The organism is Mesorhizobium sp. M1088 (assembly GCF_040318575.1).
Taxonomy (GTDB): Bacteria; Pseudomonadota; Alphaproteobacteria; order Rhizobiales; family Rhizobiaceae; genus Mesorhizobium.
Map to the genome: position 1 here is coordinate 78,411 of NZ_JAMYMO010000018.1, position 14,454 is coordinate 92,864.

Here is a 14,454-nt window from a genome sequence, read left to right on the forward strand (position 1 = left end):
GATCGAGGTGCCGACCTGCATCGACGCGCATTGCCACGAGCTCGGCCTGTTGGTCCGGCTACTGATCAACATGTGCGTGATGTCGCCGCCATTAATCATCAAGCGCCAGTAGATCGACGATATGGTGTCGATCCTGCGCGAAGGCATTTCGCGCGCGATGGACGATCTGCGCCGCGAAGATGTCTGGCGGGGATAGGCGTTTATCGCCGGCAATCTCAGCCGTGGCATTGGTCGGCCGCTGGCAAGGTGGGCGGGGTCGATGAACTGGGCGGTGCCGCGATCTTCCTGGTTTCCGACGCGTCGAGCTTCATGACCGGCCAGATCATCTATATCGAAGGCGACATGACCCGGACCCGTATGAGCGCGACTGTCGCTGTCGGGCGCATGGAAGACCGGTCGGCCTCGGGGCTGCCCCGCAAAAGGCAGGGCTCGTCATTTGCACGCTCTTAGCTTCACCGCTAAGCTTCTTTGGCTGGGGTATTTTCCTCAGATCACATTCGCCATCCCAAGGATCTCATGACACCCGACACAGCAACGCGCGAACAGTTCGCCATCGATCTCGCGCGGCGCGCCGGCGCGCTCGGCCTGAAGTATTTTCGCGACCTCGACAGCCTCGCCATCGAGAGCAAAGGTCATCAGGACATGGTCTCGCAGGCTGACCGCGAGGTCGAGCTGTTCATCCGTGCGGCAATGAAAGCCGCTTACCCGACCGATGGAATTGTCGGCGAGGAGCATGCCTCGGTCACCGGATCGAGCGGGCATGTCTGGGTGATAGATCCGATCGACGGCACCGCGAATTTCGTGCGGGGCATTCCGGCCTGGTGTGTGGTCATCGCCTGCGCCAAGGACGGCGACACTGTCGTGGGTGTCATCCACGAGCCCTCTACCGGCGAAACGTTCCATTGCCGTAAGGGCGGCGGCGCTTTTCTCAACGGCAAGCCGATCAGGGCAAGCGCGGCCACCAGCCTGACCGACGGCTCGTTGGGCACCGGCTTTTCCAACCGCGCCGAAATGCAGAACGTCGCAACGCTCATCGGTTTGCTGTTTTCACAGGGCGGCGTGTTTTTCCGTAACGCATCCGGCGCGTTGATGCTCGCCTATGCGGCCGCCGGCAGGCTGCTCGGCTATGTCGAAGAGCATATGAACGCCTGGGACTGCCTGGCAGGCATGCTGCTGGTGGAAGAAGCCGGCGGCACTATAGTCAAGCCCGACCCAAAGACGGTGCTGGAAAACGGCGCGCTGGTGATTTGCGCCGGCAGCGGCGTGTTCGCCCAGGTCCGCCAGCTCTGCGTGCAATCCTTCAAGCTTTGATCAGAACCGGTCCGCATGAGCAGCGGCGATTTGTATTTCCACTGTCAGGCCCTCCTCGGCTGCCTGCAGATGCGGATCGCCGGCTCCGCCCCACCAGATGTCTCCCTTTGGGTTGGCGGCCTCGGCGCGCAATTGCGCATAGATTTCGCCAGCGCTCTTGCGGGTCATATTGACGGTGATGCCGGTCTTCTCCTCGAACGCCCGCGCCGTCTGCTGGCACCAGACCTCGTCAACGCCGCAAGACATGGTCAGGCTTTCGGCGGACGCCGATGACGACGCGGACCACATACCGGCGGCGAGGATGCCGGCGCAGAGAATTGCCCTTTTATCACGTTGAAATTCCTCCCTAATTTATTTGCCGACTTATGAAATGCAGATACGCGGAAAATTCAAGTTGGAAGGGTACGGCCGCCTTTGCGCCTTTCGCCGACTTCCCGCTCGATGTGTTCGACAGGTTGATGCGGATCAATCTTTGCAGCCACCTGGCCGACCGTCCTGCGCCGCCGAACATTCTCAGACGATGGCCCGGTCCCAGCCGCCATAATGCGCAGCGCTGCGCGTGCCGCGCGGCAGGCTGAGCCCGACCAGCAGCGCTCCGATCGCCAGATTGGCGAGGCTCGCCGCCGCGCCGCCGGCGAGCATGAACGGAGAGAGGGCGATCCAGGCTCCAAGCGCTATGTTCACAAAGCGGACGGCGCGCGCCACCTCGGCCATCGCCGTAACGGCGATCATGATGACCAGGCAGCCGGTGACATTATCACTGAAGTAGAGCGGCGGGCTGGTGCCGAAGACAAGCGGCGTGATCATCAGCAGGGCGCCGGCGAGTGTGCTGGCGACAAGGGTCCGGGGAAAATTCACACCGCCAGTGACGAAGTCCCGCGCCACTGCCGATAGCGGCCGGTCGAGATCCGGCGTTGGCGTCTGGTCCTCCGAAAGTGCCGGACCTCCGCACCAGAATGTGCGCCAGAACGGCTCTCCCGCTTGTTTCGCGTGCCAAAGATACTGGCAGCTCGCCAGCACCTCGTCGACCGAATAAGGGATGAGGACGACGGTGACGGCAGCCTGGACGATGCAGAGCGTGCACAGCGCCCCGATGAGCGGTGGCTGAATGATGATGAAGCCGACGCTGACCACACCGAGCGGAACGACCAGCAAGCCGAACAAAAGCACCATCCACGGCATGGTACGCCAGCGGCGGCGATCGCCGATCGCGCCCGCGAGGATATCCAGCGCATAGGCAAAGGCGCCCAGCCCGGCATCGGCGATCGGAAAACCCTTGGAGACCCAGGAGGTGACCACCGCCTCGCTGCCATTGCCGGCCGGCGTTTCGCCCGGGCCGAAGAACGGATCCCAAAGACTGTCGATGTGCCCTAGCTGATAGGCAGCGAGATAGCGCGAGACGAACAGGCCGACAAAGGCGAGGCCGATTATGGGAATGCGCTGGGTGAAGAGGGAGGGCGAATAGCTCCAGCCGAGCGGGCGGTCGTCATCGGCGGCAAGGGCACGCCGGCTGATACCCGGCGTCGGCGGGATCATCACCGCGAACGCGACGATCAGCATGCCGGCCAACGTGTCGGTCGCGTAGGCTCCGGCGCTGGTGGTCCAGAACAGCAGCGGCGCGAACATCACCCAAACCCCGATCGAGGCGGTGATCCATTGCAGCCCGTGCCAGCGCCGGCGCATGCCGACGAGCGCCAGCGACAGGATGGCGAGGCCGGATACGATCTCACTGATGCCGAGCCTGCCATCGCGCGTCTCCGGCGAGGCGATCTCATGTCCGAGCGCCGGCGGAATCGGTGCTGAAGCGGGATCGAACAGGCCGAGCGTGAAGGGCGACGCCACGAGCCACAGCCCGATCGCAACGTTGGTCAGCGGCGCCCAGAGCGTTGCGGCCCGGCGGCGTTCGGTTTCCGCCTCGACCTCGTCGTCCGAGCGCTCGAGCGGGCGCTGCAGCCGTTCGGCGGCCTGGTCGAGCTCGGGCGCGGAAGCGGCGGCCGCCGACGGTTCAAGCTTGTTCTTCTTGTACCAGTCGGTAGGATCCGCCTTCAGCCGCCGGATCATTTCCGGCAAGGTAGCGGTCAGGCGGTGCCGCGGGTTCCAGCCAAGCAGGCGCCTGGCGCGGGAGATGTCGATCTCGTAGTGATCGTCGGCGTTCTCGATCATCCATGGCTTGATGTCGGACTCCTGGTCGAGAACCTTCTCCTGCATCCAGGCACCGAGCTTCGTCACCTCTTTCGGCAGGGACAGGGTCCGCCAGGTCTCGCCATGCAGGAGCTGCCCGATCTGCTTCTGCATCTCGTCGTAAGACGGCGTCTCTTCTTCGCCGATCAGCAGTACGGTCTCGTCGGGAAGCGGGCTGCGCCGGTCGACAGTGCGCACCACGGCGTCGACGAGATCGTCCAGATGCAGGTAGGGCTGGCCGGTGGTGATGTCGCCGGTGAAAAGATAGGCGGTCGGCATGCGCTCGAAAATGCGGGCGATCTGCTGGGCGATGAAGGCCGCGTGACAATCCTCGTCATAGACACCCGCCAGTCGCAGGATCGCAACCTTGATGTCGCCGTGCTCCTTCTGGATCAGCGTCTCGGTCTCGGCCTTCGATCTCGGATAGGCCCAGGCCGGATCGATCGGCGATCGCTCGTCGATCCTGGCGCCCTTTGCCGGGCTCGGCGCATGCACCAGCAGCGTGCTCGAAAACACGAACTGCTCCGTCTCGAACCCCCTCAGCGCGTTCAGCAGCCGGCGCGTTCCCTCGACGGTCACCGCGCCGTATTTCGGATTATCCTCGCCGGTCGTGTCGTAATAAGCCGCGAGATGGATCACCGAGGCAACGCGGCCGCCGCTCCGCTCGCGCACCTCGGCCAGTGCCTTCGCCACGCTCGCGTCCGAGGTAAGGTCGATCTCGATCGTCTCGACGCTGGGCAAGGATCGTCTGGCAACATCAAGGCCGATGATGTCGTAGCGCTCCATCAAGCCGCGAGCGATGGCCTGGCCCAGAAACCCGCTGCTGCCTGTGATCAGGACGGTGGGACGGGTTTTGCCGGTCATGGCGAATCTCCTTGGCGATAGCCGGGTAGAAGAAGCCGAATGCTTCGGTCGCACACTCCGAACCATGTTCGTTGAGAACGGTTCCCGATGAGGTAGCACCACAGAATGGGTGCGCGCGGCGATCCGTCAGACCGACGGCCATTCGTGCCGGCGGATTGCATTTGTGCACAAGTGCAGGACTCCCATTGGTCTACCGGCCGCGAAGGGAAGCGACCAGAATGTCGATCAGCAGCTCGCCACAGCGACGATCCGGATCGCGGTCGGGATCATAGATCGTCACCTCCATCCCAATCACGCGTGGATCGTTGCACCATGTGCGAAGGGCTTCGACAGCTTCGTCGGGCAAGACACCGCCGGCCTCCGGCGTATCGACAGCCGACATGATCTCGCTGTCCAGCACGTCGACATCGAAGTGAACGAATACACCCTCGATGTCCTGCCCTGCGACCGCGTCAAGCGCTATGCGTGCCGCATCGGCGAAGCCGCGCCGCCGCACTTCAGCCAAATCCATCCGGTGAACATCGGTGTCGAAGACGGCCTTGGACCTGTAAGTCGCGGGGTCCTGCACATCGCGATAGCCAAACGCGACTACGTCGGCCTCACGGACCAAAGGAGTGTGCTCGCCGAAATCGGTCAGGAGCGTCGGGCCATGGCCGGTCACGAAGGCCAAATCCATGCCCGCGGCTCCCTTTGACGGCGAGGTATCCGGCAATTTGAAATCGGTGTGCCCATCGAAGAAGATAAGGCCGTAGCGGCCACGACGCCGTAGCGCGAGCGCAGGGCCAAGCAACACACGGCAATCGCCGCCGAGCATGAGCAGGAACCCTCCCGAGTTCAGCTCCTCGTCGACCGCTTCGGCAAGCGTCTTGGAATACTGGCGCAGGGCCTGGGCATTGCGCACGCCCGTCGCAGGATCCACCTCAGGCCGATAAGGCGGAGCCCGAACCGAGCGCAACGGACCGGCGCCTAAACGGTCGGCGAGACCAAGCGATTGAAGTGTCTCCGGCGCCTTCCACACGCCGGGCTCCGGCTCACCCTCCTGCGGCATCAGCCCAAGATTAGAGGGCGCGCCGAGCAAAGCGATATGTCTCGTCTGAGTGGTGTCTCGCGGCATTGTCGTGCTGGCAGCTGAGGTCATGATCAGAGTTCTCCGCGTTATGGGCGATACGCATCATGCTCAAGAAACAGGCTGCGCTTTCCTGACCGGTCTCCCGCTGCCCTTGCCGCCGTGTACCTCCGGTTGGTGTCACGCGTCAGGCAGCGTCGCGAGTGACGCGTATTGCTCGTTCAGCGCCACCGTTTCGTCAGCGGTGATTTCGAAGTCGATGTTGTCCCGCGGATGCAGGTTCGCCTTGGGCAGCGGCGTTGTCCCGCGCTGCCGGGGCAGATCTCGATACCGGTCGCTTGGGCCATATCGGATTTCCAGGAGGCGAACTGCCGTCTTTGAACTATGCGTGGTGCGCGCGCGTTCTGGCGGCCTTCTGCGCCGCCGCCTTCCTTCCGCTGGCGCCTTTCGTCTCGGCGGCCTTCTTGGCAGCGGCCGAGCGCTCCTCAGCCGTCCGGCGCGAGGCCGCACGCTTGGCTTGCTGCGCCAGCGCCTCGTGCGACGCCGTACTCCTCGGCTCGTGCTCGAGCACCTTGGAGACGGCTTTCGAGACCCGCGGGCGGCGTTTCGGCGTGCGTTCACCCTGGCCGGCCTCATAGGCGTATTCGGCGCTTTTGCGCGTGCTCTCCTTCACCTTGCCCTTTTTGGGCGGGGGCAGGTCTACGCCTGCGCGTCTTGCCTCGGAAAGCCCGATGGCGATGGCCTGCTGGGTCGAGCGCGCGCCGTGCTCGCCGCGGCGGATTTTATCGATCTCCTCGTGCACGAACTCGCCGGCCTGTGTGCTCGGCGATTTGCCCTCGCGCTTGTCCTTTCGGGCCTTCTCGATGGTTTTCTTGTCCGGCATTGTCTTTCTCCCTCATACGGGTTGCGACAGCCATTCGGGTTGCAGCTGCGCGCGGTCTTATGAGGATCATAACGCGTTGAGGACGCAAATGATCCCGGGACTGGTGATCCAAGCCCCAGCTGTCAGGACGTCGACGCCGATCTGTCCGAAATCAGATGGCGCAAGAACCATCGGCTCGCCAGGCCCGCGACTTCGTCCAGGGCGCCGGGTTCCTCGAACAGGTGCGTCGCGCCAGGGACGATGGCGAGCTCCTTCTCGCAGTGGAGCGCCGCCAGCGCCGAGCGGTTGAGCGCGATCACCTGCTTGTCCGCGCCTCCGACGACGAGCAAGGTCGGCGCCCGGACGCGCGGCAGGGCGTGCGCTGCAAGATCGGGCCGGCCACCACGCGAAACCACGGCCGCGGCCTGGTCGGGCCGCTCGGCCGCCGCCACCAGGGCGGCACCGGCGCCCGTGCTCGCGCCGAAATAGCCAAGACGCAACCCCGATGTTTCCGGCGAGGCGCCGAGCCAATCCGTGACGCCGACCAGCCGGTCGGCGAGCAGTCCGATATTGAAGCGCAACTCGGCCGTGACCTGGTCGATCCGCTCCTCTTCGGCCGTTAACAGGTCGATGAGGAAGGCGGCGAGGTTCGCCTCGTTCAGCCTTCCTGCCACGTAGCGGTTGCGCGGGCTGTGGCGGCTGCTTCCGCTGCCATGGGCAAAGAGCACAAGGCCACGAGCATCCGAGGGCAACGAAAGATTGCCCTCAAGCGTGACAGGTCCCGCGGGAACATGCACGACGTGCTCGCTATCCCGGTCCATATCCATCTCCGCTATGTCGATCTGGTGCCAGGCGCCGGACCCGCGCCTGGGCGCCCAGCCAATTCCTCTTCGGAAGCGGCGGGCTTGGGCCCGGACCTGGCGAGGAGCGCGCGGACCTCTTCATCGCTCGTCTGCGAGAAATCCACGTACCAGCGCCCGACACCCAGCAACGGCTCTGGTGTCGTCGCGCAAACGACCTCGTCGGCGTCCGCCCGCATCGCGTCGCAAGTGTCGGGGCTACCGACGGGAACGGCCGCGACAATATGGGCGGCGTGGTTTTTTCGCAGCGCCTTGATCCCGGCCCGCATGGTCGATCCGGTCGCAAGCCCGTCATCCACGAGGATAATGGTTCGTCCATTCAACTGCGGTGGGGGTCGCCCGTCCCTATAGAGGTGCTCGCGGCGCAGAAGCTCTTTTTCCTCCCTTGCAGCGACCGCGTCGATGACATGTGGCGGGATCGCGAGACCGTTGACGATTTCGTCGTTCAGGACACGTACGCCTGAGGGCGCGATCGCCCCCATGGCCAGTTCCTCGTGGCCGGGGACGCCGAGCTTGCGCACGACGAAGACGTCGAGCGGTGCCTTGAGTGCCTGGGCGACCTCGTAGCCGACCGGCACGCCGCCTCGGGGCAGCGCCAATACGATCACATCGTCGCGGCCGGCAAAGCGAACGAGTTCCCCGGCGAGTTGCCGCCCGGCCTCGCGGCGATCTGAAAAGATGATAGCCATGACCTTCAATCCGCGTGCATCTGTTTTCCCGGTGGATGTTTTTTCACCAGCCTGCGTCCACATTCCGTGGGATGGCTGCGGCACCGGTACCATTTTGGAACTCGCTCGCTGCCTGGACGTTCCAAGAATAGTTTCGATCGCGAGGTGCCGGCACCGGCACGCGCCTCAGCGCGGATCGGGAAGATCGAAGATAGTGATCCGTACATGCCTCGTCCGGCCAGCTGGCAATCTAGCGATGCGTCGCAACAGGTCCGTCTGGCGACTTGTTGCCTCAGCAATCAGGGAAAGGAAGATCCCATGCAAGTTCAGGAGATCATGAGCCGTCGGACCGAGTTGGTCGGCCCGAACACGACAATCAGGGATGCCGCCCGGAAAATGCGGGCCGACAATCTCGGCGCCCTTCCGGTCGGCGAGAATGACAGGCTGGTCGGCATGGTGACAGACCGCGACATCGTGATGCGCGGCGTCGCCGAGGAGCGCTCAGCCGGCAACACGACCGTTCGCGAGGTCATGTCCGAGCATGTCTATTGGTGCTTCGATGACGCCGATATCACCGATGCGGCGAAGATCATGGCCAAGCATCAGGTGCGTCGTCTTCCGGTGATCAATCACGACAAGCGCCTCGTCGGCGTCATCGCCCTGGCCGACCTCGGGCGGACCGATGAGGAAGCCGCCAAAATCGCTCTCGAAGGCGTTTCCGAGGCAACGGACGATCCCCGGCGCTAGACGCTCGCTGGGCGGTTGCCGCCGTGCTCGCCGTTCTTCTCCATCTGGGCTGAACGCCGCCTGCTCAGGCAGCCTTCAGTTTGGCAACTATCTCGCTTTCACTTCTATGCGGCGTGTCTTGTCCTTTGCCGCGGGGTTCTTCGGAAGCTCGACAGCCAAAATGCCGTTTCTGAAAGTGGCCTGCACCTTGTCGGCATCGATCTCCGCTTCCAGCGGGATGGTCCGCTGAAACCGGCCATAACTGCGTTCGCTGTAGGTGCGGCCGCCTTCGCCTTCCTTGTGCTCCGAACGCTTCTCGCCCGTAATAAAGAGGGTGTTTTCGCGCAGCTTGAGCTCAACGTCCTTCTGCTCGAGCCCCGGCAATTCGGCGGTGACCTTATAGGCTTGGTCTGTTTCATGTACGTCGACGCTCGGCCAAAGATCGCCGGCCGTAGTCGCTTCGGCCATCGGCGCGAAGAAGTCGTCGAACAGGCGGTCAATCTGCCGGTGGAATGACGTGAGCGGGTCGCGCGCGGATGGGTAGAGGCTGCGCGATGGCGTCCGGGGCGCCAAATCGTGATGTGCCATGGTTCTTCTCCTGTTTTTTGTGTCTGCATCACTCGTCGCCATGTGATCGGCGACGGCAAACAAAACTCGTCCACCCATGAGGATGTTCCGGTGCCGGCCAAGAAAGGTGGTCGAAAAACAGCGGCAAAAAAGCCGGCCCGAATTCCCTCATGACGGGCCGACAACAGACGGGACCTCCGACAATAAATGCGCATCAGGACATGCGCTTGGGGGAACAACGGGCAGGTACGGCTGTTTGGTCACATCACCTAGTCGGATTTGAACGGAAGGAGGATCTCGATGAACGCCACCGGACTCGACGTATTCGACAAGACACTGCAGACCACGAACATCTGGCTCGACGAGATCATGGACGAGATTGGACCGGATCGGCAGGTCGCCTGGCACGTTCTCGGAGCGGTGCTGCACGCCCTGCGCGACCGTATGCAGCCGGATCTTGCAGCCCACCTCGGCTCGCAGCTGCCGATCCTGGTGCGCGGCGCCTTCTATGACCAATATCAGCCTTCCAAAGCTCCCGAGAAGATGCGGTCGCTCGACGAGTTTCTGGCCAAGATCAAGGCGGAGCTGGAATTTACCCGCCCGGTCGATTCCAAGGATGCATTCAGGGTCGTGTCCAAGGTACTCGCCCATCACGTCGGAGAAGGACAGATGCACAAGGTCTGGGAATCCCTGCCGGGCGAGATAAGACGCGTCGCCGAAGCTCAGCAAGCGGCGTGAACGGCGCAGGCGCGGGCTTCTCGGTCGCAACCTCCTTGGGGAAATAGCAATGCCACTCACCCTTATCAGCCCGGCGTTCCGGGCAGGCGGAAGAATTCCCGAAAGGTATACGCGTGACGGCCAGAACGTCTCGCCGCCGCTGAAGTGGTCCGGTGTCCCGGATGGTACCAAGAGCCTTGTTCTTGTCGTGCGGGATCCCGATGCACCAAGCGGGATTTTCGGGCACTGGGCGGTGTTCAACATCCCGCCGGATGCCGGGGGACTAGCCGAGGCCGAAGACGGCAAGCCCGGCCCGTCGGCACTCAGGCAAGGCACCAACGATTTCGGCAATGCGTATTACGATGGTCCGCAGCCGCCTGCAGGGCACGGCGTCCACCATTACCACTTCCTGCTGGCCGCGCTCGATGTGCCGAGCCTCAGCGTACCAGGACAGGCGGGCGTGCATCAGGTCTGGAAGCAAGCCCAGAAACACGCATTGGAGGAGACGGAGTTGGTCGGAACCTACGAACGGCCGGCGTGACGCGGGCCGTGTCGGTCGCCGCCTTCACAATGTAATCTGGGCAAGCGGTTTTCGGGCAGGGCCGTGGATGACCGAACCGTCGGCGGCGAAGATCGAGCCGTGGCAGGGACAATCCCAGGTGTGGTCCGCATTGTTCCAGGTTACGGTGCAGCCCTTGTGGGTGCAAATCGCCGAAACCGCCTGGAGTGCGCCTTCGGTGTCTCTCCACGCCGCAATCTTTTCGTCTCCCCTGACGATCACGCCGCCCATACCAGGCGCAATGTCGTGGGTGCTCGAGACGATCGATTGACTGCGGCCGTTCTTGTGGAAGTCCTCAGGATAGGGCCGGGCCGGATCGTAGAGTTTTTGCCATGGGCTCGGGCGGCCGCAGATCAGGTCGGCGATCATCTCGCCCACGGCCGTCCCGTTGGTGATGCCCCAGGCGTTGAAGCCCGTGGCAATGTGGAAGCCGGCGGCCTTGGCGGGATCGGGTTCGCCGGCATATGGGATCCTGTCGGCCGTATCATAGTCCTCATTGCACCAGCGCCAGGCGACGTCGCCGACCGGAAGGTTCTTTCTTGCCCAGTTTTCCAGTTCGACAAACCGCTTGGCCACGTCGCCGTCCCAGCCGGTGTTGAACTTGGGGCCGAGCGTGACCAGCAGTGGCCCTTCGGCATCACGGCCCGTGCGGATGGAATGCGTCGGGTCGTCGATGCCGATGAACATGCCGTCGACAGGGAGGGGATCGTCGATCCGAAAGGCCATGGCGGTGTGGCAGCGCGGTTGCGTCCGGTTCGCCATGCCGACGGGGCTCTTCACCGTCATGTTGGTGGCGACGACGACATGCCCGGCATCAACGGCGCCGCCATCGGTGGCAACGCGCCAGCGGCTTGCCTCGTCGATCGAGGTGGCGCGGCTGTTTTCGAAGATCCGACCGCCACGGGCCGTCACCGCTTCCGCCAGGCCAACCAGATACATCGCCGGATTGAACTGCGCCTGGTCGGGGAACCGTAATGCCGCGGCCGTTTCGAAAGGCAGCGGCGCGCGGTCGAGGATCTCGGCCTCCAGCCCGACCTGGCGCGCGGCCTCCGCCTCGGCCGCAATCTCCGCGCAGCGGCTTTCACTGCAGGTGTAGGTATAGGCGTCCTTGCTCTCGAAATCGCAGGCGATGGCGCAGTTGTTAACCCAATCGCGGATTTGGCGGGCGCCGGCGGAATTCGCATCGGCATAGGTCTGCGCCAGGTCCCGGCCAACGCTGTCGATGAGATGACGATAGATCAGCGCATGCTGCGTGGTGATCTTGGCCGTCGAGCGGCCGGTCACCTGGCCGCCTGTGCGCAGGCCTTCGAGGACGACCACCGACCGGCCCGCCTCGCAAAGCTGAAGCGCCGTCGTCAGCCCGACAATTCCAGCACCCACGACAATGGCGTCCGCACGGATCGAACCTTCGAGCTGGGGATAGTTCGTGGAGGCGGCTGCCGCCACCCAACAGCTTCCCGGTTTTCCCAAGAGAATGGCCATTTCAACCGCGCCCCTTGCGTCTCCATGCACTTCCATCGACAACCGCGCCGGCGGAGGAACGTTCCCGAGCTTGGTCGCTTTCAATCATTGTCTCGCCACCCCGGGTCAGAAAAGCGCCGGGAAGATGCGAGGTGCAGGCCATCACCCAGGTGATCGCCTCGCGGTCGTATTCGTCACCGGAGCGCCAGTCCTCGAAGAAGGCGTTCAGCCTATCGACACGCCCCGGCCAGATACCGGCGGCCTGCAGGCCGAGCGAAACGCCGTAATTGGTGAAGGCGAACTTGGTATCGCGCAGCCATGGCGCGCGGCTGAAATAACCGGGCGGGTCGACCCACATCGTTTCCAGGGTTCGCAGCGAACGCCTCGTCTGGGCCTCGGCCCACGGCTCGTCGGGAGAGAAATGGGCGAGCCACAGCATCATGCCGAGGCCGAGGTCCTGGTCGATGTCGAGGCTGCGCCAATCGCGCTCCATCAGGGCACGCATCTGCGCGATCTCGGGCGCCAGTTCCTCGTCGTCGAGCATTCGGTAAGAGACGTAGCCGTCATAGGCATCCATGCTGCCGAGGCCGTAGCCGGGGTAAGGACCGCTCAAATCCTCCTGCATCTTCCAGATCACGCCGCGGCCAGGGACCACAAACGCCGGGTGAATGTCCCGCGCCAGCGCAATGCCGCGCTTGCGGTATTCCGGCTTCAGATCGCCGAGACGCGCCAAAGCAAACAGCCACATCGCCAGATAGTGGAAGTACTGGCCGTCGCGATCGGCCGCTTCGCCGATCCTCAGTCCGCGCCGGCGGCCGAGCACACGCTCGACATCCACGACCAGCCGCTCGGCCGCGTCCAGCCAGCGCTGTTCGCCAGTTTCTGTGCAAAGCGAGACGTAGAGCACGACCCCGAATGCATCGGTCCACAGATATCGCAAGCCGTTGGGCCAGATGCCTTCGCCGCGCATCCAGTCGAGTTTTTGCAGGACATAATCGACGTCACGCAGCATCGCGCCAAGGCCCGAATCCACGGCAGACTTTGCCGATGTTCGGTTCCATGCGATTGCGGGCATGCGGCATATCTGCCTCCGCTCCGGTTGGCCTTAGCCAGATACCGCGAAACGATCTGATCGGCGGCAGGTTCCTTGGCCGCTTTCACCGGCGCGACCCTCACGATTCTCGCGGAGACTTTGCAGGCTGAAGGAACAGCAGAATTATGATGCGCTGCGCTGGCCACGGATCGGTATCGCAACTGACGCTGCGCCGGAGCCCTTTAAGGTCGCCTGCGGTCTGGCTGCGGGGACGTTGGAAATCGTCGACACACCGGCCGGCGAGCGGACGCGGCTGACCATCGATCGCCAGGCCGACGATCTGGCAGCGACGGTGATCATCGACCGGCCCGGCGGGCCGGAGACGCTTCGCCTCGAACCTGTCGGCGACAACCATCACCGCCTTGAGAGCACCGTCGCCCCTGCCGAACCGCATAAGTTCCAGGCGAGGTTGATCCTGGCCGCGAATGGTCGCGAGCAGGCGCTGCCGTTCAAGATGGTCGAACCCGAAGGTCACCATCATTAGGTCGACTGGCGGATATGCGGTTCAATGACCGATCTCACGGCCTATGCTGGTCTGTTCCTGGCGGCCTTGCTCGCCGCTACGATCCTGCCGATGCAATCGGAAGCAGTGCTGGTCGGGCTGCTGCTTGCGGATTACTCGCCCTGGCTGCTCATCGCCGTCGCGAGCGTCGGCAACGTGCTTGGTTCGGTGATCAACTGGCTGCTCGGGCGAGGCATCGAGCGCTTCCGGAGCCAACGGTGGTTTCCGATGAACCAAGCGCAACTGGACCGCGCGCAAGTGTGGTATCGCCGATGCGGAAAGTGGCCGCTCCTGCTAAGTTGGCTGCCAATTGTCGGTGATCCGCTAACCGTCGTCGCGGGCGTCCTGCGCGAGCCTTTTCGGGTTTTCCTTTTGCTGGTCACTGCCGCCAAGGTGGGCCGCTATCTTGTTCTTGCGGCCGTGACACTGAGCGTCATCTGATGCCGCGAATCTTCTCGAAGCTGAGCTGGTTAGGTCGGCTGGTTCGAAGAGCCCTGTATGATGCGCGCGGACGGGAAGCGCTAGCTCTTTTTGACGGCGACCTTGTCGAGGGCTGCGCGCAGGCCTTTTGCCAGCTTCTGCGTATCGCGCGACCGGTCAACCAAGCTACGGCGCAGCGCTCCAGCCAACATCGACATTGTTAAGACATTCCTGTGGCCGCGCGCCAGGCCTGCACAACGAAGCTGTGCTGGTTCCAGATCATCAGCGCTCCACTCACAGCCATGAGCGCGACCACAAGGCCGCGGAACTGTCGTCCACTTAGGCGTTCGAGCCAGCGCTTGGCCAGCAGATTGGCAAGCGCAGCGCCCAAACCCGCGGCTGCGCCGTACATGACCGCCTGACCACCGAGCGCGCCGAGTCCGGTGAATACCGCGATCTTGACGACATCGGTCACAAACGAGTTCACCGATTTCGTGGCGACCAACGTCTCCTTCTCCGAACCGTAGTTCAGATAGAGCGAATTCAAGACGGGTCCCACCGTGCCCATCAGCGCCGACAACAGCGCGACGATCAGGC

17 protein-coding genes and 1 pseudogene are annotated in these 14,454 nt (G+C 63.6%); 8 read left to right on the forward strand and 10 right to left on the reverse strand.

Annotated elements, in window-relative coordinates; translation table 11 throughout:
- Positions 1-19: 19 nt before the first annotated feature.
- The 3 genes and pseudogenes from NKH49_RS20640 to NKH49_RS20650 form a co-directional block, all read left to right on the forward strand.
- A pseudogene (locus NKH49_RS20640) lies at positions 20-196 on the forward strand (aspartate aminotransferase family protein); the annotation flags it as partial.
- Between the two features lie 50 nt (positions 197-246).
- A complete protein-coding gene (locus tag NKH49_RS20645) occupies positions 247-450 on the forward strand; it encodes a hypothetical protein (protein WP_352618134.1) in 204 nt (67 codons plus the stop codon).
- Between the two features lie 66 nt (positions 451-516).
- Complete coding sequence (locus NKH49_RS20650) at positions 517-1,311, forward strand: inositol monophosphatase family protein (protein WP_352618131.1); 795 nt, start codon at positions 517-519, stop codon at positions 1,309-1,311.
- On the opposite strand, the gene NKH49_RS20655 is transcribed toward NKH49_RS20650, so the two are convergent.
- The 6 genes from NKH49_RS20655 to NKH49_RS20680 form a co-directional block, all read right to left on the reverse strand.
- Complete coding sequence (locus NKH49_RS20655; RefSeq protein WP_352618129.1) at positions 1,312-1,557, reverse strand: extracellular solute-binding protein; 246 nt, start codon at positions 1,555-1,557, stop codon at positions 1,312-1,314. It lies immediately after the preceding gene.
- A 267-nt stretch (positions 1,558-1,824) separates the two neighbouring features.
- On the reverse strand, positions 1,825-4,356 hold the full coding sequence (locus NKH49_RS20660) for an NAD-dependent epimerase/dehydratase family protein (RefSeq protein WP_352618126.1): 2,532 nt from the start codon (positions 4,354-4,356) through the stop codon (positions 1,825-1,827).
- Between the two features lie 190 nt (positions 4,357-4,546).
- Positions 4,547-5,494 (reverse strand): arginase family protein, encoded by a 948-nt coding sequence (locus NKH49_RS20665; protein WP_352927525.1) that lies wholly within the window; start codon positions 5,492-5,494, stop codon positions 4,547-4,549.
- 310 nt (positions 5,495-5,804) lie between these two features.
- The gene (locus NKH49_RS20670; protein WP_352451168.1) at positions 5,805-6,305 is read right to left on the reverse strand and encodes a DUF6496 domain-containing protein; all 501 of its coding nucleotides are present in this window, start codon (positions 6,303-6,305) and stop codon (positions 5,805-5,807) included.
- A 122-nt stretch (positions 6,306-6,427) separates the two neighbouring features.
- Complete coding sequence (locus tag NKH49_RS20675) at positions 6,428-7,105, reverse strand: dienelactone hydrolase family protein (RefSeq protein ID WP_352471474.1); 678 nt, start codon at positions 7,103-7,105, stop codon at positions 6,428-6,430.
- Positions 7,106-7,116: 11 nt separating this feature from the next.
- The gene (locus tag NKH49_RS20680; RefSeq protein ID WP_352618123.1) at positions 7,117-7,833 is read right to left on the reverse strand and encodes a phosphoribosyltransferase; all 717 of its coding nucleotides are present in this window, start codon (positions 7,831-7,833) and stop codon (positions 7,117-7,119) included.
- Between the two features lie 297 nt (positions 7,834-8,130).
- On the opposite strand from NKH49_RS20680, the gene NKH49_RS20685 reads away from it, so the two are divergent.
- On the forward strand, positions 8,131-8,559 hold the full coding sequence (locus NKH49_RS20685; RefSeq protein WP_023677862.1) for a CBS domain-containing protein: 429 nt from the start codon (positions 8,131-8,133) through the stop codon (positions 8,557-8,559).
- 87 nt (positions 8,560-8,646) lie between these two features.
- Here NKH49_RS20685 and NKH49_RS20690 read toward each other — a convergent pair whose 3' ends face one another.
- Positions 8,647-9,126 (reverse strand): Hsp20/alpha crystallin family protein, encoded by a 480-nt coding sequence (locus NKH49_RS20690; protein WP_352471471.1) that lies wholly within the window; start codon positions 9,124-9,126, stop codon positions 8,647-8,649.
- A gap of 279 nt (positions 9,127-9,405) precedes the next feature.
- Between NKH49_RS20690 and NKH49_RS20695 the strand changes: the two genes are divergently transcribed.
- A complete protein-coding gene (locus NKH49_RS20695) occupies positions 9,406-9,843 on the forward strand; it encodes a DUF2267 domain-containing protein (protein WP_023677864.1) in 438 nt (145 codons plus the stop codon).
- Between the two features lie 49 nt (positions 9,844-9,892).
- Positions 9,893-10,363 (forward strand): YbhB/YbcL family Raf kinase inhibitor-like protein, encoded by a 471-nt coding sequence (locus NKH49_RS20700; protein WP_352618119.1) that lies wholly within the window; start codon positions 9,893-9,895, stop codon positions 10,361-10,363.
- Positions 10,364-10,387: 24 nt separating this feature from the next.
- Here the strand turns inward: NKH49_RS20700 and NKH49_RS20705 are convergent, their stop codons facing one another.
- Both NKH49_RS20705 and NKH49_RS20710 read right to left on the reverse strand, forming a co-directional pair.
- Positions 10,388-11,863: an FAD-dependent oxidoreductase gene (locus NKH49_RS20705; protein ID WP_352618116.1), complete on the reverse strand. Its 1,476-nt coding sequence runs from the start codon at positions 11,861-11,863 to the stop codon at positions 10,388-10,390.
- Position 11,864: 1 nt separating this feature from the next.
- Positions 11,865-12,917 carry a hypothetical protein gene (locus NKH49_RS20710; protein ID WP_352618113.1) on the reverse strand — a complete coding sequence of 351 codons (1,053 nt, stop codon included), beginning with the start codon at positions 12,915-12,917 and terminating at the stop codon, positions 11,865-11,867.
- 232 nt (positions 12,918-13,149) lie between these two features.
- Here NKH49_RS20710 and NKH49_RS20715 point away from each other — a divergent pair, with 232 nt between their 5' ends.
- Both NKH49_RS20715 and NKH49_RS20720 read left to right on the forward strand, forming a co-directional pair.
- Positions 13,150-13,419, forward strand: coding sequence for a hypothetical protein (locus NKH49_RS20715; RefSeq protein ID WP_352927530.1), 270 nt, complete (start codon positions 13,150-13,152; stop codon positions 13,417-13,419).
- Positions 13,420-13,443: 24 nt separating this feature from the next.
- Positions 13,444-13,878 (forward strand): YqaA family protein, encoded by a 435-nt coding sequence (locus NKH49_RS20720; protein WP_352927532.1) that lies wholly within the window; start codon positions 13,444-13,446, stop codon positions 13,876-13,878.
- Positions 13,879-14,077: 199 nt separating this feature from the next.
- Here NKH49_RS20720 and NKH49_RS20725 read toward each other — a convergent pair.
- The coding region (locus NKH49_RS20725) for a TSUP family transporter (protein WP_352927535.1) at positions 14,078-14,454 on the reverse strand (377 nt) is incomplete at its 5' end.

Bases quoted from the DNA above. Each gene is read 5' to 3' on its own strand.
- NKH49_RS20660 (WP_352618126.1), bottom strand. From the start codon at position 4,356: ATGACCGGCAAAACCCGTCCCACCGTCCTGATCACAGGCAGCAGCGGG.
- NKH49_RS20705 (WP_352618116.1), bottom strand. From the start codon at position 11,863: ATGGCCATTCTCTTGGGAAAACCGGGAAGCTGTTGGGTGGCGGCAGCC.
- NKH49_RS20655 (WP_352618129.1), bottom strand. From the start codon at position 1,557: ATGTCTTGCGGCGTTGACGAGGTCTGGTGCCAGCAGACGGCGCGGGCG.
- NKH49_RS20685 (WP_023677862.1), top strand. From the start codon at position 8,131: ATGCAAGTTCAGGAGATCATGAGCCGTCGGACCGAGTTGGTCGGCCCG.
- NKH49_RS20675 (WP_352471474.1), bottom strand. From the start codon at position 7,105: ATGGACCGGGATAGCGAGCACGTCGTGCATGTTCCCGCGGGACCTGTC.
- NKH49_RS20650 (WP_352618131.1), top strand. From the start codon at position 517: ATGACACCCGACACAGCAACGCGCGAACAGTTCGCCATCGATCTCGCG.
- NKH49_RS20695 (WP_023677864.1), top strand. From the start codon at position 9,406: ATGAACGCCACCGGACTCGACGTATTCGACAAGACACTGCAGACCACG.
- NKH49_RS20680 (WP_352618123.1), bottom strand. From the start codon at position 7,833: ATGGCTATCATCTTTTCAGATCGCCGCGAGGCCGGGCGGCAACTCGCC.
- NKH49_RS20700 (WP_352618119.1), top strand. From the start codon at position 9,893: ATGCCACTCACCCTTATCAGCCCGGCGTTCCGGGCAGGCGGAAGAATT.
- NKH49_RS20670 (WP_352451168.1), bottom strand. From the start codon at position 6,305: ATGCCGGACAAGAAAACCATCGAGAAGGCCCGAAAGGACAAGCGCGAG.
- NKH49_RS20690 (WP_352471471.1), bottom strand. From the start codon at position 9,126: ATGGCACATCACGATTTGGCGCCCCGGACGCCATCGCGCAGCCTCTAC.
- NKH49_RS20720 (WP_352927532.1), top strand. From the start codon at position 13,444: ATGACCGATCTCACGGCCTATGCTGGTCTGTTCCTGGCGGCCTTGCTC.
- NKH49_RS20710 (WP_352618113.1), bottom strand. From the start codon at position 12,917: ATGCCCGCAATCGCATGGAACCGAACATCGGCAAAGTCTGCCGTGGAT.
- NKH49_RS20665 (WP_352927525.1), bottom strand. From the start codon at position 5,494: ATGACCTCAGCTGCCAGCACGACAATGCCGCGAGACACCACTCAGACG.